The organism is Streptomyces coryli, from assembly GCF_011044975.1.
Classification (GTDB): domain Bacteria; phylum Actinomycetota; class Actinomycetes; order Streptomycetales; family Streptomycetaceae; genus Streptomyces; species Streptomyces coryli.
The window spans coordinates 1-18,351 of the sequence record NZ_JAAKZV010000033.1 but is presented as its reverse complement, the minus strand read 5'-3'; the positions used below and the strand labels follow the sequence as shown (position 1 = coordinate 18,351).

General features: G+C 72.2%; 17 protein-coding genes, 1 tRNA gene and 1 pseudogene. 8 read left to right on the top strand and 11 right to left on the bottom strand.

Annotated features, from left to right (window positions below; all coding sequences use genetic code 11):
• Positions 1-61 precede the first annotated feature (61 nt).
• The 7 genes from G5C51_RS10745 to galU all read right to left on the bottom strand — a co-directional run bounded on the left by G5C51_RS10745 (position 62) and on the right by galU (position 5,921).
• Positions 62-135, bottom strand: a tRNA-Ala gene (locus tag G5C51_RS10745).
• Between the two features lie 65 nt (positions 136-200).
• Positions 201-1,757: a divisome protein SepX/GlpR gene (gene sepX / locus G5C51_RS42955; RefSeq protein ID WP_338118089.1), complete on the bottom strand. Its 1,557-nt coding sequence runs from the start codon at positions 1,755-1,757 to the stop codon at positions 201-203.
• A gap of 141 nt (positions 1,758-1,898) precedes the next feature.
• Complete coding sequence (locus G5C51_RS10735) at positions 1,899-2,492, bottom strand: GNAT family N-acetyltransferase (protein WP_420824797.1); 594 nt, start codon at positions 2,490-2,492, stop codon at positions 1,899-1,901.
• Positions 2,493-2,518: 26 nt separating this feature from the next.
• The gene (locus tag G5C51_RS10730) at positions 2,519-3,082 is read right to left on the bottom strand and encodes a MogA/MoaB family molybdenum cofactor biosynthesis protein (RefSeq protein ID WP_165235580.1); all 564 of its coding nucleotides are present in this window, start codon (positions 3,080-3,082) and stop codon (positions 2,519-2,521) included.
• Positions 3,079-3,582 carry a cyclic pyranopterin monophosphate synthase MoaC gene (moaC, locus tag G5C51_RS10725; RefSeq protein ID WP_165235578.1) on the bottom strand — a complete coding sequence of 168 codons (504 nt, stop codon included), beginning with the start codon at positions 3,580-3,582 and terminating at the stop codon, positions 3,079-3,081. Before moaC ends, G5C51_RS10730 begins: the two co-directional genes overlap by 4 nt.
• Positions 3,583-3,660: 78 nt before the next feature.
• Positions 3,661-5,004, bottom strand: a complete 1,344-nt coding sequence (glp, locus tag G5C51_RS10720) for a molybdotransferase-like divisome protein Glp (RefSeq protein WP_165235657.1) — start codon at positions 5,002-5,004, stop codon at positions 3,661-3,663.
• 8 nt (positions 5,005-5,012) lie between these two features.
• Positions 5,013-5,921: a UTP--glucose-1-phosphate uridylyltransferase GalU gene (gene galU / locus G5C51_RS10715; protein WP_165235576.1), complete on the bottom strand. Its 909-nt coding sequence runs from the start codon at positions 5,919-5,921 to the stop codon at positions 5,013-5,015.
• Between the two features lie 82 nt (positions 5,922-6,003).
• Here galU and G5C51_RS10710 point away from each other — a divergent pair, with 82 nt between their 5' ends.
• Positions 6,004-6,579: a 5-formyltetrahydrofolate cyclo-ligase gene (locus G5C51_RS10710; protein ID WP_240929547.1), complete on the top strand. Its 576-nt coding sequence runs from the start codon at positions 6,004-6,006 to the stop codon at positions 6,577-6,579.
• Here G5C51_RS10710 and G5C51_RS10705 read toward each other — a convergent pair.
• Together G5C51_RS10705 and G5C51_RS10700 are read right to left on the bottom strand one after the other, a co-directional pair.
• Entirely contained in the window at positions 6,533-7,609 is a 1,077-nt protein-coding gene (locus tag G5C51_RS10705; RefSeq protein ID WP_165235574.1) for a hypothetical protein, read from the bottom strand. The genes G5C51_RS10710 and G5C51_RS10705 overlap by 47 nt on opposite strands.
• A gap of 7 nt (positions 7,610-7,616) precedes the next feature.
• Positions 7,617-10,403, bottom strand: coding sequence for a penicillin acylase family protein (locus G5C51_RS10700; protein ID WP_165235570.1), 2,787 nt, complete (start codon positions 10,401-10,403; stop codon positions 7,617-7,619).
• 188 nt (positions 10,404-10,591) lie between these two features.
• On the opposite strand from G5C51_RS10700, the gene G5C51_RS10695 reads away from it, so the two are divergent.
• The 5 genes from G5C51_RS10695 to G5C51_RS10675 all read left to right on the top strand — a co-directional run bounded on the left by G5C51_RS10695 (position 10,592) and on the right by G5C51_RS10675 (position 15,758).
• On the top strand, positions 10,592-12,091 hold the full coding sequence (locus tag G5C51_RS10695; RefSeq protein WP_165235651.1) for a potassium/proton antiporter: 1,500 nt from the start codon (positions 10,592-10,594) through the stop codon (positions 12,089-12,091).
• A 196-nt stretch (positions 12,092-12,287) separates the two neighbouring features.
• Entirely contained in the window at positions 12,288-13,610 is a 1,323-nt protein-coding gene (locus G5C51_RS10690) for an MFS transporter (protein WP_338118088.1), read from the top strand.
• Between the two features lie 71 nt (positions 13,611-13,681).
• The gene (locus G5C51_RS10685) at positions 13,682-14,050 is read left to right on the top strand and encodes an FmdB family zinc ribbon protein (RefSeq protein WP_165235567.1); all 369 of its coding nucleotides are present in this window, start codon (positions 13,682-13,684) and stop codon (positions 14,048-14,050) included.
• 68 nt (positions 14,051-14,118) lie between these two features.
• Positions 14,119-14,964 carry an S-methyl-5'-thioadenosine phosphorylase gene (locus tag G5C51_RS10680; RefSeq protein ID WP_165235564.1) on the top strand — a complete coding sequence of 282 codons (846 nt, stop codon included), beginning with the start codon at positions 14,119-14,121 and terminating at the stop codon, positions 14,962-14,964.
• A gap of 353 nt (positions 14,965-15,317) precedes the next feature.
• Positions 15,318-15,758, top strand: a complete 441-nt coding sequence (locus tag G5C51_RS10675; protein ID WP_420824796.1) for an RcpC/CpaB family pilus assembly protein — start codon at positions 15,318-15,320, stop codon at positions 15,756-15,758.
• Between the two features lie 43 nt (positions 15,759-15,801).
• Here G5C51_RS10675 and G5C51_RS10670 read toward each other — a convergent pair whose 3' ends face one another.
• Complete coding sequence (locus G5C51_RS10670; protein WP_165235561.1) at positions 15,802-16,191, bottom strand: hypothetical protein; 390 nt, start codon at positions 16,189-16,191, stop codon at positions 15,802-15,804.
• 166 nt (positions 16,192-16,357) lie between these two features.
• On the opposite strand from G5C51_RS10670, the gene mscL reads away from it, so the two are divergent.
• On the top strand, positions 16,358-16,906 hold the full coding sequence (gene mscL / locus G5C51_RS10665) for a large conductance mechanosensitive channel protein MscL (protein ID WP_165235558.1): 549 nt from the start codon (positions 16,358-16,360) through the stop codon (positions 16,904-16,906).
• A 39-nt stretch (positions 16,907-16,945) separates the two neighbouring features.
• On the opposite strand, the pseudogene G5C51_RS44255 reads toward mscL, so the two are convergent.
• Positions 16,946-17,143, bottom strand: a pseudogene (locus G5C51_RS44255) (hypothetical protein); the annotation flags it as partial.
• A gap of 299 nt (positions 17,144-17,442) precedes the next feature.
• Here G5C51_RS44255 and G5C51_RS10655 point away from each other — a divergent pair.
• Positions 17,443-18,351, top strand: a 909-nt coding sequence (locus G5C51_RS10655; protein WP_165235555.1) for a P1 family peptidase, incomplete at its 3' end; no start/stop codon positions are given.

The window sequence follows — 18,351 nt, the reverse complement described above, 5'->3', positions numbered from 1 at the left end:
CCCCCGCCCGCAAAGCAAAGATCCCGCCCAGTCTTACGACTGGACGGGATCTTCATGTGCGTGGACGTGAGGGGAATTGAACCCCTGACCCCCTCGATGCGAACGAGGTGCGCTACCGGACTGCGCTACACGCCCTTGCGACGTCTGGAACTTTAGCATCCCGGCAGAGGAGATCGGAAATCGGTTATCCCGCTGGTCAGCTACTCGTTCGCGGCGCGCGGGCGGTCCGAGTCCGCGTACTGGTCGAAGAGCGGGGTGCGGCCGCGCTCACGCGGGCGGCGCTTCGCGGCCTCGTCCGGGGCCGTGGCCTCGGCGGCGGCCTCCGGCTCCGCCGCGCGGCGGCGCTGCGGCTCGACGGCGGAGGAACGGGCCGAGGACCAGGTGTCCGGTGCGCCGAGGTCCACGCCGTCCGTAGCCCGCGGGGCCACCGGCGCCGTGACGTACGTCGGCAGCGGCACCGGCACCGGCTCCCAGCCGGACGCCTCCGCCCGGCCGCCGGAACGCTCCTGGTCCACCCACTCGGCGTGGTCGGTCTGCTCCACCAGCGCCCGCCGGTCGGCGGACGGGTCGGAGATACGGCCCTGCGCGGACGGGTCACCGACGGCGCCCTCCGCACCGGCGTCGCCGTGCGGCGCGGTGCCGTACGTCTGGTGCGCGTCGTGGTCGCCGTACGAAGCACGCTCGTCGCGGTCGCCGTACGAAGCTCGCCCGTCGCGGTCGACATACGAAGCACGCTCGTCGCGGTCCCCGTAAGCGGCGCGCTCGTCGCGGTCCCCGTACGAAAGTCGCTCGTCCCGGTCCCCCGCCGGGCTCCGCCGCGTGGGGGCGGCGTCGCGGTGCCGGGCACCCTCCACCGAGCCGGATCCGGAGCCAGAGCGCGGCGCCGGCGGCGCCTCGCGCCCCGGCGGGCGCGGAGCGCCGTCGTGCTCAGGCGCGCCAGCCCGGTCCCGGCCCCCACGCCGCTCGCGCGTAGCCCGCCGGTCGGTCGCACCGGGACGGCCCGGCCGCCCGCTCGAACCACCGTCACGCCCCGACCCGCCGCTCGCCCGGCCCTCGCGCTCCGCCCGCCGCTCCGCCGCGTCCGCACGCACATCCCGGCGGTCGGCGGCACGCTGCCGCACCCGCTGCGCCGCCGCCTGGGCCCGGGCCTCGTCGGCCTGGTACGCGTAGCGCCGCCGCTCCTGGCCGCGCACCCGCACGATGTACGCGGTGAGCAGCAGCACCGGGATCAGTACGGCCCACAGGTAGCGCATGCCGCCCGTGGCGGCGGCGATCGCGCCCGCGGTGAGGGCGACGAACAGCAGCGTCGTGGTGCGGCGCCGGCGGGCGAGTACCTTCGCGCGGGCCCGGCGCTCGGCGAGGCTGGGCTGGGCGGCCGGGGCCGCGGGCTTGGCGTCGCCCTCCGGGGCGTCGTACGCGCCGGTCGCGGGCACGGCTGCGGCCCGGACGTCCACCGGCCGGCCGCGGCCAGACGCATCATGCGCTGCCGGGGCGGCGGGTGCGGCGTCCGGGTGCGCGCTGCCGTCGTCGGCGGCGCCGGGGTCGTAGTCCCCCGCGCCGTCCTCGGCAGTGCCATGATCGTCGGGCCCGGCCTCCCGCCGCCCGGCCGACCGGCCGGTCAGCAGGCGGATGGCCGTGCTGAAGCGTTCCGTCGGACGAGCCTCGTTCAACTCGTCCTGCCTGCGCAGCCACATCGGCACGAGGTAGGCGGCCCAGGCCCCGACGATCATTGCGTAGATGAGGCCGCTGCTGCTCACGCCTTACACGGTAGAGGTGAACGGCGCAGCGCATCGGCCAATTGGCTCGGTGTGTCGCACCATCTGGCTGATATCTCGAGCTTTTCTTGTGACTATTCCGCCGCGAAATGCTCAAGTGCGGCAGAATCTCGAACACTTATTTTATTTCTGTGAGTGCCACAGCGAGCGCCAGCGGGCCAGCAGCCCTTCCGGAACTTCTTCGGCCGTAAGCGCGAAGACCAGGTGGTCGCGCCAGGCGCCGTCGATGTGAAGGTAGCGCGGGCGCAGCCCTTCGTCGCGGAATCCGAGTTTCTCCACCACGCGCCGACTCGGCGTGTTCTCGGGCCTGATGCAGACCTCGATACGGTGCAGTCCGACCCGCCGGAAGCAGTGGTCGACGGTGAGTGCGACAGCCGTGGGCATGACGCCGCGGCCCGCCACATCCTGATCCACCCAATAGCCGATGTGACCCGAGCGCATCGAGCCCCAGGTGATGCCGGCGACGGTGATCTGGCCGCAGAGCCGGCCCTCGTACTCGATGACGAACGGCAGCATCCGGCCCGCGTGCGCCTCCGCGCGCAGGTGCCGGACCATCTGCCGGAAGGTGGGGCGGCGGGTCGGCGGGGTGCCGGGCAGCGGCGGCGGGACCGTCGCCTCCCAGGGGCGCAGCCAGTCGCGGTTGCGGCGGTTGACGTCGCGCCAGAGGCGCTGGTCGCGCAGCCGGATGGGGCGGAGGGTGACGGGTCCCTCCACCAGCTCGGCGGGCCAGTAGGCGTTCAGCGTCAGGCCTCTCCGCGAGCGGCACTCGGCCGCGGATGGTCGCCGCCGTGCAGTTGGTCGACCGCGTGCGGAAGCAGCTCCGCCAGGACGGCCAGGCCGTCGCGGACGCCGCCGGAGGAGCCCGGCAGATTGACGATCAGGGTGCGGCCCGCGGTGCCGGCGAGGCCGCGGGAGAGGGCGGCGGTCGGGACCTTGGGCATGCCGTACGCGCGGATGGCCTGCGGGATGCCGGGGACCTGCCGGTCCAGCACCCGCGCGGTCATCTCCGGGGTGAGATCCATCGGGGAGATCCCCGTACCCCCGGTGGTGAGGACCACGTCGTAGCCGACGGCGACGGCTTCGCGCAGCGCGGTCTCGACGGCTTCGCCGTCGGGGATGACGCGCGGGCCGTCGGCGGCGAAGCCCATGGCCTCGAGGCCGTCGACGAGCAACGGGCCGCCCTTGTCGGCGTAGACGCCGGCGGAGGCCCGATTGGAAATGGTGATTGCCAGCGCTCGGCGCGCGGGCGCGGCGTCCGGCGCCGCGCCGGACTCGCCGCCTGCGGAGGCGGTGGGAGCCGGGCTCATGCGTCGGCCTCCCGGAGGAAATGGCCGGACTTGCCGCCGGTCTTCTCCTCGACGCGGACGTCCGTGATGACGGCCGACTTGTCGACGGCCTTGACCATGTCGATCACCGTGAGCGCGGCGACGGCCACCGCGGTGAGCGCCTCCATCTCCACGCCGGTACGGTCCGTGGTCTTCACCTGCGCCGCGATCTCGACCGCGTCGTCGGCGACCGACAGGTCCACCTTGACGCCGGAGACGGCGAGCGGGTGGCAGAGCGGGATCAGGTCGGGGGTGCGCTTGGCGCCCATGATGCCGGCGAGGCGGGCGGTGGACAGCGCGTCGCCCTTCGGGACGCCCTCGCCGCGCAGCAGCTCGACGACCCGCGGTGCGACCAGCACCCGGCCGGTGGCGCGGGCGGTGCGCGAGGTGACGTCCTTCGCGGAGACGTCGACCATGCGGGCCGCTCCCGCCTCGTCGAGGTGGGTCAGATGCTGCTGGCCCTCTGCTGACTTCGCTGCCATGTCGCGTGCGCTCCCGGGGTCCGTACGGTGCGGCGCCAACGGTACCGGTACCGGGCCGCCCCCGGGGCTCGAGGCGGCTCAGTCGAGTACGAGTACGTCCAGTGTCGCGCCCGGCGCGACCGATGTCGTGCCCTCCGGGATCACCATCAGCGCATTGGCCTGGGCCAGCGCCGCCACCAGATGCGATCCGGCGCCGCCGACCGGGGTCACCTTGCCGACCGTCTTCCCCTTCGCCGGGGGCTCGTACCGTCCGCGGAGGAACTGGCGCTTGCCGTCCGGCGAACTCAGCGCCTCCTTGGCGACGATCCGCGCCCGGCGCGGCTCGCGGCGGACCGGCTCCAGGCCCATCAGGGTGCGGATCACGGGGCGTACGAACAGCTCGAAGGAGACATACGCGCTGACCGGATTGCCGGGCAGGGCGAGCAGCGGGGTGCGGTCGTCGCCGATGCGGCCGAAGCCCTGCGGCTTGCCGGGCTGCATGGCGAGCTTGCGGAACTCCACGCCGCCCGCGCCATCCGAACCCAGGTCGGAGAGCGCCTCCTTGACCACGTCGTACGCGCCGACGCTGACGCCGCCGCTGGTGACCACCGCGTCGGCGCGGATCAGCTGGTCCTCGATCGTGGCGCGCAGCGTCTCGGCGTCGTCGGCGACGGCGCCGACCCGGTAGGCGATGGCGCCCGCGGCGATGGCGGCGGTGGTCAGCGCATAGCTGTTGGAGTCGTGGATCTGGCCGGGGCCGAGCGGCTCGCCGGGCGGGACCAGCTCGCTGCCGGTGGAGAGCACCACGACGCGGGGGCGGGGCCGGACCGTGACCGTGCCGAGGCCGATGGCGGCCAGCAGGGAGATCTGCGCCGGGCCGAGGACGGTGCCCGCCTCCAGCGCAAGGTCGCCGGCGGTGACATCGCTGCCCCGGCGGCGCACATACTGGCCCTCCTCGGCCGGCCGGTGCACCGCGACCTCGCCGGTCGCGCCCTCGGGCGCGGCGCTGGCCGCCGTCATGCCCTCGACCGGGCCCTCGCCGAGGCCGCCGTCGGTCCACTCCACCGGCACCACGGCGTCGGCGCCAGGGGGCAGCGGCGCACCGGTCATGATCCGGGCGGCCTGCCCGGGGCCGACGGTGGGCAGCTCGCCGCTGCCCGCCGCGACGTCGCCGATGACCGTGAGCACGATGGGGTATTCCGCACCGGCGCTCTCGACATCGGCGACGCGGACCGCGTAACCGTCCATCGAGCTGTTGTCGAAAGGCGGCAGCGAGACCGGGACCTTGACGTCCTCGACCAGGACGCAGCCCTGGGCCTCGAGGAGCTGCAGCTCCAGCGGCTCCAGGGGACGGAGCTGCCGGAGGATGTCGTCGAGATGCTCGTCCACGGACCAGACGGCCCGCTCCGCGCTCTTCTCTTCCGTGGCCACCGGCTTCTCCATCGTCGTACTCAACTGCCCAGCTCCTCCGCAACATACTTCCGCAGCCAGGTACTGAATTCAGGACCCAGGTCATCACGTTCGCATGCGAGTCTGACAATCGCGCGGAGGTAGTCGGCGCGGTCGCCGGTGTCGTAGCGGCGGCCCTTGAAGACCACGCCGTGCACCGGGCCGTCGATGGACTCGTCGGCGGCGAGGGTCTGCAGCGCGTCGGTGATCTGGATTTCGCCGCCGCGGCCCGGGGGCGTACGGCGCAACACGTCGAAGACGCCGGGGGCGAGGACGTACCGGCCGATGATGGCGAGGTTGCTGGGCGCGTCGGCGGCGGTCGGCTTCTCGACCAGGCCTGTGATGCGGACGCAGTCGCTGTCGCCGTTGTTCTCCACGGCCGCGCAGCCGTAGAGGTGGATCTGGGACGGGTCGACCTCCATCAGGCCGATCACGCTGCCGCCGTGCCGCCGCTGGACGTCGATCATGCTCTTCAGCAGCGGGTCGCGCGGGTCGATCAGGTCGTCGCCGAGGAGGACCGCGAAGGGCTGGTCGCCGACGTGCGGTTCGGCCATGGCGATGGCGTGGCCGAGGCCCTTGGGGTCGCCCTGGCGGACGTAGTGGATGTTGGCGAGCTCGCTCGACTCCTCCACCTTCGCCAGCCGCGACTCGTCACCCTTGCGGCGCAGCGCCTCTTCGAGCTCGTAGTTGCGGTCGAAGTGGTCTTCGAGCGGGCGCTTGTTGCGGCCGGTGACCATCAGCACGTCGGGCAGCCCCGCGCTGACGGCCTCCTCCACGACGTACTGGATCGCGGGCTTGTCCACGACCGGCAGCATTTCCTTCGGCGTCGCCTTGGTGGCGGGAAGGAACCGGGTGCCGAGGCCGGCTGCCGGGATGACAGCCTTGGTGATGCGAGGGCGGGGTGAGGTCATATTGAGCACCATATCGACAGAGGTGTCGGAAAGTTTGGGGTTTACGGCGGTGAGTAATTCGGGTCAGGTTACGAAGGCGGCGTTGCGCGAGCGCGTCCTCGCTGTGAGGGCCGGGTTGCCGCCGGATGACCTGCGGGTGGCCGGCGCCGCGATCGCCCGGCGCGCGGTCGGGCTGCCCGAACTCGCCGCGGCGCGGACGGTGGCGGCGTACGTGTCGGTGGGCCGCGAGCCGTCGACCCGGGAGCTCATCGACACGCTGCGCGACCGCGGCACCCGGGTCCTGCTGCCGGTGCTCCGGCCCGACAACGACCTCGACTGGGCCGCCTATGAGGGCGCCGATTCGCTGGTACGGGCCCGCCGCGGCCTGCTCGAGCCGTCGGCCGCGGCGCTCGGCGTCGGCGCCGTGACGGAAGCGGACGTGGTGCTGCTGCCGGGTCTCGCGGTGGACCGCCGCGGGCTGCGGCTCGGGCGCGGCGGGGGCTCGTACGACCGGGTGCTGGCGCGGCTCGCGGGCGGTGGCTTCGATCCGGCGCTGGTGGTGGTGCTGTACGACGACGAGGTCGTCGAGCACGTGCCGGCGGAGCCGCACGACCGGTCCGTACGGGCGGCGGTCACGCCGTCGGCGCTGCACCGCTTTCCGGAAGCGCGACCGACCTGATCCGGTCCAGCAGCGCCGCGAGGTCGTCCGGCGCGGCGGTGAGCCGTACGGGGGTATCGCCGTCGAGGAGTTCGGCGACGTGCCAGGACGACGGGACGCCCTCCTCCTCGGCGCGGGGGCGGCGGACGTGCTGCACCCGGAGCCGGCGCACCGGGATCTCCTTGGCGCCGAAGCGGGACTTGCTGGGCACCAGGGCCATGGAGTCGTCGCGGACGACGATCCAGCTGCCGCCGAAGTGCCCTTCGTACGGCACCCGGCCGAGGATCATCGCGGGCACGTAGGTGTCCTCGCCGGCGGGCAACACCCGCTCCTCGGGCCGGCCGCGCGAGCCGGTCTGGCGCCAGGCGATCGCCGTGAGCGCCAGTGTCCCGAGTCCGCAGGCGAGGGCCACCCCTTGGGCGACGCCCACCCCGGGCCGTAGCGCCGCGAGCAGGATCGTCCAGGCCGCGGTGGCGAGGATGGGCACGAGGAAGGCCTTGCCGCCGGCGTCGCCGCGCTCGCCGGGGGCGACGGACTGTCCGGCGCGCCGGCGGCGGCCCAGCCAGAGGACGAGCCCGCCGGCGGCGATCGGCACGGCGACGGTGACCAGCACCGCCAGCGCCCGCGGGGCCGGGACGTTCTGGTCGAAGGTGCGGCCCTCCCCCGAGACCGTCATCAGCCGCCCGCGCCACCAGGTCAGCTCGACGCGGTCGCCGGGGCCGTACTCGGCGGCGGTGTCGAAGTCGGCGACGTTCACCTTCGGCGCCGGCTTGTCGTTACGGAAGGCGATCCAGTTCGGGGCGTGGCCGCGGCGCTTGGGCCGCTCCGCGTGGGTCTCCTCGACCACGCCACGCACGGTGGTCCTGCAGTCCCGGCCGATGTCCGGCGTCCCGGACATCGCCGGACACGCCTCGGCGGCCTCCCACGCCCGCGCCTCCCGCTCCTCCGGGCCGACACCGGCCACGGCGACGTAACCCCCGCCGGCGAGCGCCGCGAGGCACAGCAGCAGCGGTATCAGGCGGGCGTACAGGAGCCGGTCGGGGGCGGGCATGTGCTCTCTACGGCGTCAGCGACATCGTCGCCTCGGTCGCGTCGTTCACGCCGGTCTTGCTCGACGGCCAGTCGAGCATTTCGCCCCTGGCCCACTTCGGGGTCTGGTCGGTGTAGTGCTCGCTGTAGGCGTGGCCGGAGGCGCCGGTCAGGTTGATCCAGCGGGACTTGTCGAGGTTGTCGAGGTTCACGACCATCCGCATCGATGGCACCCACACCACCTCGTAGCCGCCCGCCGCGTTCCAGCCGGCGGCGTTCACCGCGGCCTCGCCGCCGCTGAGGTTCCAGGGGCCGCGGTTGAGCAGCCACTGGATCATGCCCGGGCCCTCCTTCCCCAGCGTCTGGTTCTTCAGGGTCAGCTGGTGCAGCCGGCCCCAGGTCCAGGTGGAGACGTCCTTGCCGAGCTTCGAGGTGAGCTCCCAGCGGGCGTTCTTCATCGCCTTGGCCAGCAGCTCGTCGCGGGTGTCGGTGGAGTCATCGCGGCCCTGCCGGGTCTCCGGCGTGCGCCACCACTCGCTCTTCTCGTGCTTGTCGTCGATCAGCCCGCGGATCACCTCGATCCAGCGGTCGCCGCCGTCCGGCTGGGCGTCCTCCGGCGCGCGCTCCCCGCACTCGCGGACCATCGTCGAGTCGTCCGGGTTCAGCTCCGAGTCGGCCCGGCGGACGTTCAGGCACTCGTCCTCGACGCGCAGCTCCTTGGGCATCTTGTCGCCGAAGGCGAGCTTGAGGACGTGCCGCCAGACGCCGTTGAAATACGCGGCCGCGGCCGAGTCGGAGTCCTGCTTGAAGTCCCAGTCCTTCAGCAGGTCCTGGGCCTCCTTGACGTACGGGTCCTTGATGTCGAGCTTCAGCAGCAGCGGGGTGAGCTCGCGGCCGATCTCGCTGGAGCTGTCCATCTGCATGGTCTGCATGTCGTCCGGCGAGATCTTGCCGCCGTCCCTGGTCTTGGACTCGATCAGGTTGTTGATCCGCTCGCTGCGGGTGCCGTAGCCCGGGTCCTTGGTGATCAGATACGGGTAGTTGTCCGGGTCGATCACGGCCTGGTTGGCGGTCACGATGTAGCCGCGCTCCGGGTTGTACTCGTACGGCAGCGCGGACTGCGGGATGTAGCCCTTCCAGCGGTAGTCCGGGTCCCAGCCGGGCGCGGGCATGGTGCCGTCGCCCTTGCCGCGGATCGGAATGCGGCCCGGCGCCTGATAGCCGATGTTGCCGGCGGTGTCCGCGTAGATCAGGTTCTGGGACGGCACCGCGAAGTCGCGGGAAGCGGCGCGGAACTGCTTGAAGTCCTGCGCCTTGTTCATCCCGAAGACCGCGTCCATCGTGTTCGACGGCTCCAGCGCGGTCCAGCGCAGCGCGACGCCGTAGCCGTCGCCGCGGTCGGGCGCCGAGGCGTCGACCGGGGCGCGCTCGCCGACGTCCTCCGGTTCGCCGCCGCGGTCGGAGATCAGCGGGCCGTTGTCGGTGGAGCGGACGGTGATCTCCACATCGTCGCCGCCGGCGACCTTGATGGTCTCCTTGCGGGTGCGGAACTCCTTCTCGCCGTCCCCGGAGTCGTACCGGCCCTCGCCGGTGATCTTCTCCAGATAGAGGTCGGAGACGTCGGCGCCCAGGTTGGTCATGCCCCAGGAGATCTTGTCGTTGTGGCCGATGACCACGCCCGGCATGCCGGAGAAGGTGAAGCCGCTGACGTCGTACGGGCAGGCCTTGCTGACCGTCTTGCAGTGCAGGCCCATCTGGTACCAGACGCCGGGCAGCGACGCCGACAGGTGCGGGTCGTTGGCGAGCAGCGGCTTGCCGGTGGTGGTGTGGGCGCCGTCGACGACCCATGAGTTCGAGCCGATGCCGTTGCCGTTGGTGCCGAGCGCGGCCGGGATCTCCTCGAGCTTCTTGCGCACCTCGGACATCTGGGTACGGGCGTCCTCGGTGGCGGCCGCGGGGGACTCGGTGGACGCGGCGGCGGCCTGGGTGGACGTACCGCCGCTGGGGCGGAAGGTCTTGTCCCGGACACTGCCGCCGTCGACGATCGGACGGTTCCGCTTGTACGGGTACGACGGGTACATGTCGGCGATCTGCTTCTCGCTGAACCGGCTGGTCAGCAGCGAGCGGTCGATCTCGTCCTCCATGTTGGCGCGGAGGTCCCAGGCCATCGCCTTCAGCCAGGCGACGGAGTCGACCGGGGTCCACTTGCCGGGCTCGTAGTCATTGGTGAAGCCGAGGGCCGCGTACTCGACGGACAGGGCCGAGCCCTTGTGGTCCTTCAGGTAGCCGTTGACCCCGTCGGAGTAGGCCTTGAGGTAGTTCTTCGTGCTCGCGGAGAGCTTGGTGTCGTATTCCTTCTGCGCGATGTGCCGCCAGCCCAGCGTGCGCAGGAACTTGTCCGTGTCCACCTGGCTCTTGCCGAACATCTCGGACAGCCGGCCGGCGGTCATGTGCCGGCGCACGTCCATCTCCCAGAAGCGGTCCTGCGCCTGGACGTAGCCCTGGGCGCGGAACAGGTCCTCGGGGGTACTGGCGTAGATCTGCGGGATGCCGCTGCCGTCGCGCTTGACCGTGGCCGGGGCGGACATGCCGGGCACCTTCACCGAGCCGGTGGTCTGCGGGAAGGAGTCGCGGACCGTCGAGATCGACCAGTACGTGCCCGCGCCGAGGCCGACGACCAGCAGAAACGCGAGGCCGATGACGATGAGGCGCAGCCGGCGCCGGCGGCCTCCCCTGCCGGTAGTGGCCTTGGAGCTGCCGCGCGCACCCCGGCGGCCGGAAGGCTGCGCGGAGGCGCCTGTCTCACTGGCGGGCATCGTTGTCCTTCGCGGGGCGTGTTCCTCAAGGGCAGGTGCCACTACGGGCAGGTGCCACTGTAGAGCGCACGACGCTCACAGGTGCACGGGGCCCGGCGGCAACCCCCCGGACGTCGTGCGGGCTGATGAGAAGGTAAATTCTCTGTCAAGCGCTCAACTTCGCCACACTTGCCGGAAAGGTACGCACCCTGTCCGTCGAAGACCTCAACCGGCTGCTGCTGATCTCGGCGCTGATCCTGCTCGTCGCGGTCACGGCGGTCCGGCTCGCGTCCCGGACAGGGCTGCCCAGCCTGCTGCTCTATATGGGCATCGGGGTCGCGGTCGGCGAGGACGGCTTCGGCTTCCCGTTCAGCGACGCGGAGCTCACCCAGGTCTTCGGCTACGCGGCGCTGGCGATCATCCTGGCGGAGGGCGGCCTCGGCACCAAGTGGGCGGACATCAAACCGGTGCTGGGCTCCGCGATCACGCTGTCGCTGGTCGGTGTGGCGATCAGCGTCGGAGTGGTGGCGGCAGGGGCGCACTATCTGGTGGGCCTCCCCTGGCAGCAGTCCCTCATCATCGCGGCCGTCGTGTCGTCCACCGACGCCGCCGCGGTGTTCTCCGTACTCCGCCGGGTGCCGCTCCCCAGACGCATCACCGGCACCCTCGAAGCGGAGTCCGGCTTCAATGACGCGCCCGTGGTGCTCCTCGTCGTCGCGTTCTCCGCGATCGGCGAGATGCAGCCCTGGTACGAGATCCTCGGCACCATCGCGCTGGAGCTGGCCATCGGTGCCGCCGTCGGCCTGCTCATCGGCTGGCTCGGCGCCCAGGGGCTGAAGCACGTCGCGCTGCCCGCCTCCGGCCTCTACCCGATCGCCGTCATGGCCATCGCCATCGCGGCGTACGCGGCCGGCGCCCTGCTCCACGGCAGCGGCTTCCTGGCCGTCTATCTGGCCGCGATGATCCTCGGCAATTCCAAGCTGCCGCACTTCGCCGCCACCCGCGGCTTCGCCGACGGCCTCGGCTGGATCGCCCAGATCGGCATGTTCGTGCTGCTCGGGCTGCTGGTCACGCCGCACAACCTGCTCGACGACATCGTCCCGGCGCTGATCATCGGGCTGGTGCTGACGATGATCGCGCGCCCCGCCGAGGTGTTCCTGAGCCTGCTGCCCTTCCGCATCCCCTGGCGCGAGCAGGCCCTGATGTCCTGGGCCGGCCTGCGCGGCGCGGTACCGATCATCCTGGCCACCATCCCGATGGTGAACGGCGTCCCGGACTCCACCCGGATCTTCAACATCGTCTTCGTGCTGGTGATCGTCTACACCCTGGTGCAGGGCCCGACCCTCCCCTGGCTGGCCCGGGCGCTGCGGCTCGGCGACTCCGACGCCGCGTACGACCTGGGCATCGAGTCCGCCCCGCTGGAGCGGCTGCGCGGCCACCTGCTCTCGCTGTCCGTACCGGAGCGGTCGCGGATGCACGGCGTGGAGATCGCCGAGCTGCGGCTGCCCAAGGGCGCGGCGGTGACCCTGATCGTACGGAACGGGTCCAGCTTCGTGCCGGGCCCGACCACGGTGCTGCGCCGTGGTGACGAACTTCTCGTGGTCGCCACCGACGAGGTCCGTGACCAGGCGGAGAAGCGGCTGCGGGCGGTCGGCAAGGGCGGCAAGCTGGCCGGCTGGCTGGGCACTGCCGGGACCGGTGGTACGTGAGCGCACGTCGCCGCTATGCTTGAGAAGTAAAGCAATGAAGTAAAGCAGTACCCGAAACCTGCCTGACGCAGAGCTCGCGGGGCCAGATCTGGGCCGTCCCGGCCCCGCCCCGTGGTGGACAGCTCTCGGCGCGCCCCCTTTGGCTCCGATCCCATGGAGCGGGCCCGCGTCCTCGGGCGGCAGAAAGGACGAGGCCGTGGCGCCCACGGCTCTCTCTTCGGAAACCACTCGCAGGCCCGGCTACGCACAGCTGCTGCGCACGCCCAGGGCCTGGACATTTCTGATCCCGGGCTTCCTGGCCCGGCAGCCCTTCGCGATGCTGACGATCGGCATCGTGCTGCTCGTCGAGCACACCTCCGGCTCGTACGGCACGGCCGGCATCGTCGCGGCCGCGGCCGGCCTGGCGGTCGCGCTGATCGCCCCGCTGTGCGGCAAGCTCGCCGACCGGTACGGGCAGCGCGCCGTGCTGGTGCCCGCGGTGCTGGTGCACGCGGCGGCCGTATCGCTGCTGATCGTGCTGGCGCTGTCCGGCGCGCCCCTGTGGGCGCTGCTGCTCGCCGCCGTGCTCGCCGGTGCGTCGGTGCCGCAGATCGGGCCGATGGTGCGCGCCCGGTGGGCGGCGCGGCTCGACCCGCGGTCGCCGCTGCAGCACACGGCGGCGGCTTTCGAGTCGGTGACGGACGAGTTCACCTTCGTGGTCGGGCCGGTGCTGGCCGCGGCGCTGTGCACCGGGGTGCACCCGGCGGCCGGGCTGGTCGCCGAGGCGGTGCTGACCGTGACCGGCGGGCTGCTCTTCGCGGCCCAGCGGCGTACGCAGCCGCAGGTGTCGGTGCGTATCGCGGGCGCTTCGGGGGCCGCAGGCGGCTCTGGCGGATCGGCGCTGCGGATCACCGGGGTGCGGGCGCTGGCGGTCGCCTTCCTGGGCATCGGCATGGTCTTCGGCGGCATGCAGGTATCGCTGACCGCCTTCAGCGAGGAGATCGGCAATCCCGGGCTGAACGGCGTCCTCTACGGCGTCTTCGCGGCGGGCAACATGCTCGCCGGTCTGGTCGTCGGCCTGATGCACTGGCGGCGGCCCGCGGACCGGCGGCTGCTGGTGGCGTATCCGGTGCTGGTGGCGGCCACGGTGCCGCTCTGGATCGGCGCCTCGTCGCCGCACGCCTGGCTGCAGGGCGGGCTCGGGCTGCTGGTCGGCATCTGCATCGCGCCCGCGATGATCACCGGGTTCACGCTGGTGGACTCGCTGGTCCCGGCGGGTGCGCGGACCGAGGCCTACACGTGGCTGACCGGCGCGGTCGCGCTCGGCCAGGCGCTGGCGTCGTCGGCGGCCGGGCAGCTGGCGGACGCGGGCGGGGCGCGGGCCGGCTTCCTGGTGCCGCTCGGCGGTACGGCGCTGGCGTGCGTGGTGCTGGTGGTGCTGCGGCGGCGTTTGGAGCCGCCTGCGCCGCCTGCTCCTCCGGTGACAGGGCGTATCGCCGCGCGTGGGGCGCGTCACGAGAGCCCCGTCGCGGTGGACTGACACGGCTGGAATGCTGCAAGATAGAGCGTCGTTAGCACTCCATAGGTGAGAGTGCCAGGAGGATACGAAAAGTGCCGACCTACCAGTACCAGTGCACCGAATGCGGCGAGGGCCTCGAGGCGGTGCAGAAGTTCACCGACGACGCGCTGACGGAGTGCCCGAACTGCGGTGGCCGTCTGCGGAAGGTGTTCTCGGCGGTCGGTGTCGTCTTCAAGGGCTCCGGGTTCTACCGGACGGACAGCCGGGGCGGTTCGTCGAGCTCCAGCCCGGCGACGGCGAAGTCCGGTGAGTCGAAGTCGTCGGATTCGAAGTCGAGTGAGTCGAAGTCGTCGGACAAGAACGGCTCGTCGTCGTCCTCGTCTTCGTCCTCTTCGTCTTCCTCCTCTTCGGGCTCGAGCTCCGGCTCCGGGTCCTCGTCGAGCAGCAGCTCGGCCGCCTGATCCTTACGCTTCCCTGACCGCCGCCGCCTCTCCGTGAGGCCGCGGCGGTCAGTCATTACTGTGGGGGCATGACTGAGGCAGCTGCGCTCGCAGAGATCGGTGTCATCGGCGGTTCCGGCTTCTACTCCTTCCTGGACGACGTCACCGAGGTCGCGGTCGAGACGCCGTACGGCCCGCCGAGTGACTCGTTGTTCGTCGGCGAGGTGGCCGGGCGCCGCGTCGCCTTCCTCCCCCGCCACGGCCGCAAGCACCATCTGCCGCCGCACCGCATCAATTACCGCGCCAATCTGTGGGCGCTGCGCTCGGTGGGCGTACGGCAGGTGCTGGGCCCGTGCGCGGTGGGCGGGCTGCGTCCCGAGTACGGACCCGGCACGCTGCTCGTACCTGACCAGCTGGTGGACCGCACCAAGGCACGCACGCAGACGTACTACGACGGCGAGCAACTCCCGGACGGCCGCACCCCGAACGTCGTCCACACCACCTTCGCCGACCCGTACTGCCCGGTGGGCCGCTCGGCCGCGCTGGCGGCGGCGCGCGGGCGGGACTGGGAGGCGGTGGACGGCGGCACGCTGGTCGTCATCGAGGGCCCGCGCTTCTCGACCCGGGCCGAGTCGAAGTGGCATGCGGCGCAGGGCTGGTCGGTGGTCGGCATGACCGGGCATCCGGAGGCGGTGCTGGCGCGTGAACTGGAGCTTTGCTACACGTCGTTGACGCTGGTCACGGACCTGGACGCGGGAGCGGAGACGGGCGAGGGGGTCTCGCACCAGGAGGTGCTGGAGGTCTTCGCGGCGAATGTGGACCGGATGCGGGAGGTGCTCTTCGACGTGGTGTCCGGGCTGCCTGCGGCCGGGGAGCGGGACTGCCTGTGTGCGGGGGCGTTGCAGGGGTGGGATACGGGGATCGAGCTGCCGTGAGGGTGGGGCCGGCGCGCGACTTTTCCACAACTGGGGAGTAGTCCACAGGGTGGTGCGAGGGCCTTCGGCGAGCGGGATCGTGAGTGGCGTTACGAACCGCAAGCGACTCGCATCAGGTGGCGATGGTCATGTCCCGTATGGCGCCGGGTAGTTCCGTTCCCTCTCACTCCCCTCGCTCCCCGCACCCCTCGGCCGAGGGTCCGTCTCTCCCCTCGGCCGAGGTCGTGCTCCCCGGCCCTACAGGCAGACACTCCCCTGTCCCTCCCGGCTGTGTGGTGCCCGACTTCGCGCCGTTACGGGCCGGGGGCGGGCGGCATCGGCTGCGGCGGGCTGTGCGGCGACGGCGGCGTGTCGTGGCGGCCGGGCTGGCGATTTCGGCGGCGGCGCTGGCGGCGGCCGCGCCGCGGGGCGGTGACGCCCGGCTGACGGCGGCGGAGCCCGCGGGGCAGGCGACGGCGGCGCCGCATCCGAAGCCCGGGGCCCGGGCCGGGCATGCGTTGGTCGCGGCCCCGGTACGGATCGCGGACGCGGCGTCGGTGCGGCTGCTGCGCCCGGGAGACCGGGTGGATGTGGTGGCGGCGGGCGGCGGCGCCGCGGGGGACAGGGCGGCGAAGGTGGTGGCGCGGGCGGCCCGGGTCGCCCAAGTCCCGCGAGGAGACGGGGCGGCGTCCGGCACCGGACCCGATCTGACCGCCGAGGCGGGCGCTCTGGTGGTCCTCTCCGTGCCGCGCCCGACCGCCGCGGCGCTGGCCGGCGCGGCGGCCTCGGGACGGCTGGCGGTGTCGCTGTGCTGACCGCGACACCGCCGCTCGTCAGGGGATCAGTACGTGATGGTGATCAGTACTTGATGGTCTGCGCCCTGCCGCACTCCAGGCTGTCGTCCAGCTGGTGACAGACCTGGACCTGCGCCGAGTCGGAGAAGACCCCCATCGTCACGTACTTGGCGAGCGGCACCGACCCGCGGCCGCAGTGCTTCTTCAGGTTGATCTTCGAGTCCGAGGACCCCGCGCGGAGCACCGCGCAGCCGTGCTTGGCGTTGTTCGTCAGGTTCCCCTTGAACCACACCCGGGTGTCCCCCGCGCGCTCGTTGACGAAGTACGGCCCTGACGCCTTGACCTTGTTGCCGTGGGCGATGCTGTAGCGCCCCTGCGAGTCCGCCATGGCCGGGGTGGCACCCGCCATGACCAGCGTCGCGGCAACGGCCAGTGCTGTGCGGAAAATCCGCATTCACGCCTCCTCTGTTCTGCTGTGAAAGATCGGAAACGTGATGCTATGACGGGATTTAGGTCAACACCGCATCCGTCACCGGTTCGTGTGACGTCGGTGGACAGTGCACCGGTGCGGCGGCCTATGGTGCTGATCCGCTGGAGTGAAGTGCAGATAGGGGCAGTACGTGAGCGCGGAGAACGAGGGCATCCTGGGCGGCTTCAAGCAGTTCCTGATGCGCGGCAACGTGATAGACCTCGCGGTCGCGGTGGTGATCGGGGCGGCGTTCACGAAGATCGTCAATTCCGTGGTCGAAGGGATCATCAACCCGATCGTCGGCCTCTTCGGCTCGCAGAACCTCGAGCAGTACCGGGCCTGCTTCAGCGACAAGTGCACGGTCAGCGACGCCGGAGTGGTCACCAAGGGCGTGGCGCTCGCGTACGGCCACGTGCTGAGCGCGGCGCTGAGCTTCCTGATCACGGCCGCGGTCGTGTACTTCCTGATGATCCTGCCCATGAACAAGTACAAGGCGCGGCAGGCGGCGCAGGGCGAGCCGGTGGCGGACGAGGCCACCGAGGTGGAGCTGCTGACGGAGATCCGCGATGCGCTGGTGGCGCAGCGGGGCGGCCCGGTGGGCGCGGCGAGCACGCCGGGGCCGGTGGGGCCGTCGGGTCCGACCGACGCGGCGGGTCCTGCGGACCCGGGCGGCACACGTGGGCCGCTCGACAAGCCGTAGCGACGGCCGGTTCAGCCGTACCGCCGGGAAGCCGTCGCGTCAGATGTGATGCGGCGGCTTCTCGTCGAGAAAGCGCGCCAGGTCGGCCGCGGAGCCGCTCCGCGGGGGGCGCTCGCCCCACCCGTGGTCGGTGTCGTCGGAGCTCTGCTGCGCCAGCGGGTCGTCGAAGACGAGCGCGGCGGCGCCGCGCGGTTTGGCGGGCTTGACGGCGGCGGGTTTCGCGGTCTCGGGGGCGGGGCGCTTGGGCTTGGCCTCGGGCTTCTTCGCGGGCTTGCTCGCGGGCTTGCTCGCGGGCTCGTTCGCGGGCTTCTTCGAGGTCTCGTTCGCGGACTCGTTCGCGGCCTTGCTCGCGGGCTTCTCCGCGGCCTCGTTCGCGGGCTTCTTCGCGGCCTTGCTCGCGGGCTTCTCCGCGGGCTCGTTCGCGGCATCGCTCGCGGGCTTCTTCGCGGCCGGTGGGTGGGCGGCGCCCTTGGCTTCCGGCTGTCGCGGGGTGGCCGCGGGGGTGGTGCTCATGGGCTCAAGGGTACGGTGCGGCCATGGCTGACCGAGTTGACGCGATCACGGACGTCCCGGGCTTCCGGGTGGGGCATGCGCAGCGGACCGGCGACGGCTGGCTGACGGGGACGACGGTGGTGCTGGCGCCCGAGGGCGGCGCGGTGGCCGCGGTGGACGTGCGCGGCGGCGGGCCGGGGACGCGGGAGACGGATGCGCTGGATCCGCGGAATCTGGTGCAGCGCATCGAGGCCGTGGTCCTCAGCGGCGGCAGCGCGTACGGCCTGGACGCCGCCTCCGGGGTGGTGCACTGGCTGGAGGACCAGGGCCGCGGCTTCCGGGCCGGCCCGCTGCCGACCCACCTGGTGCCGGTGGTGCCGGCGGCCGCACTCTTCGATCTGGGCCGGGGCGGCGACTGGCGGGCACGGCCCGGCGCGGAGCTGGGCCGGGAGGCGGTGGCGGCAGCCGCGGCCACGCCCGAGGGCGCGGAGGTGCCGCAGGGCAACGTGGGTGCGGGCACGGGAGCGGTGGCAGGCGGCATCAAGGGCGGTATCGGCACGGCGAGTGCGCTGCTGCCGTCGGGGGCCACGGTCGGTGCGCTGGCGGCGGTGAACGTCGCGGGCTCGGTTTTCGACCCGGAGACAGGCGCCTTGTACGGCCGCCTCTTCGGGGGCGTTCCGGAGATCCCCCGGCCCGAGGTGCACGCGTCCGCCCAGACTCGCCTGTCCGCGGCCCGCGAGGAAACGGCCCGCCGCCTGGCGGCCCCACCCACCGGCCCGCTGAACACCACCCTCGCCGTCGTCGCGACGGACGCCACCCTCACCCGCGCCCAGGCCCAGAAGCTCGCCGGCACAGCCCACGACGGCCTGGCCCGCGGCGTCCGCCCGGGCCACCTCCTCTCGGACGGCGACACGATCTTCACCCTCTCCACCGCCACCCGCCCCCTCCTCACC

Excerpts from the sequence above, each read along its gene's own strand:
- glp (WP_165235657.1), bottom strand. The coding sequence starts at position 5,004 with ATGGAGAAGCCGGTGGCCACGGAAGAGAAGAGCGCGGAGCGGGCCGTC.
- galU (WP_165235576.1), bottom strand. The coding sequence starts at position 5,921 with ATGACCTCACCCCGCCCTCGCATCACCAAGGCTGTCATCCCGGCAGCC.
- G5C51_RS10705 (WP_165235574.1), bottom strand. The coding sequence starts at position 7,609 with ATGCCCGCCCCCGACCGGCTCCTGTACGCCCGCCTGATACCGCTGCTG.
- G5C51_RS10730 (WP_165235580.1), bottom strand. The coding sequence starts at position 3,082 with ATGAGCCCGGCTCCCACCGCCTCCGCAGGCGGCGAGTCCGGCGCGGCG.
- G5C51_RS10670 (WP_165235561.1), bottom strand. The coding sequence starts at position 16,191 with ATGCGGATTTTCCGCACAGCACTGGCCGTTGCCGCGACGCTGGTCATG.
- moaC (WP_165235578.1), bottom strand. The coding sequence starts at position 3,582 with ATGGCAGCGAAGTCAGCAGAGGGCCAGCAGCATCTGACCCACCTCGAC.
- G5C51_RS10680 (WP_165235564.1), top strand. The coding sequence starts at position 14,119 with ATGACTGAGGCAGCTGCGCTCGCAGAGATCGGTGTCATCGGCGGTTCC.
- G5C51_RS10700 (WP_165235570.1), bottom strand. The coding sequence starts at position 10,403 with ATGCCCGCCAGTGAGACAGGCGCCTCCGCGCAGCCTTCCGGCCGCCGG.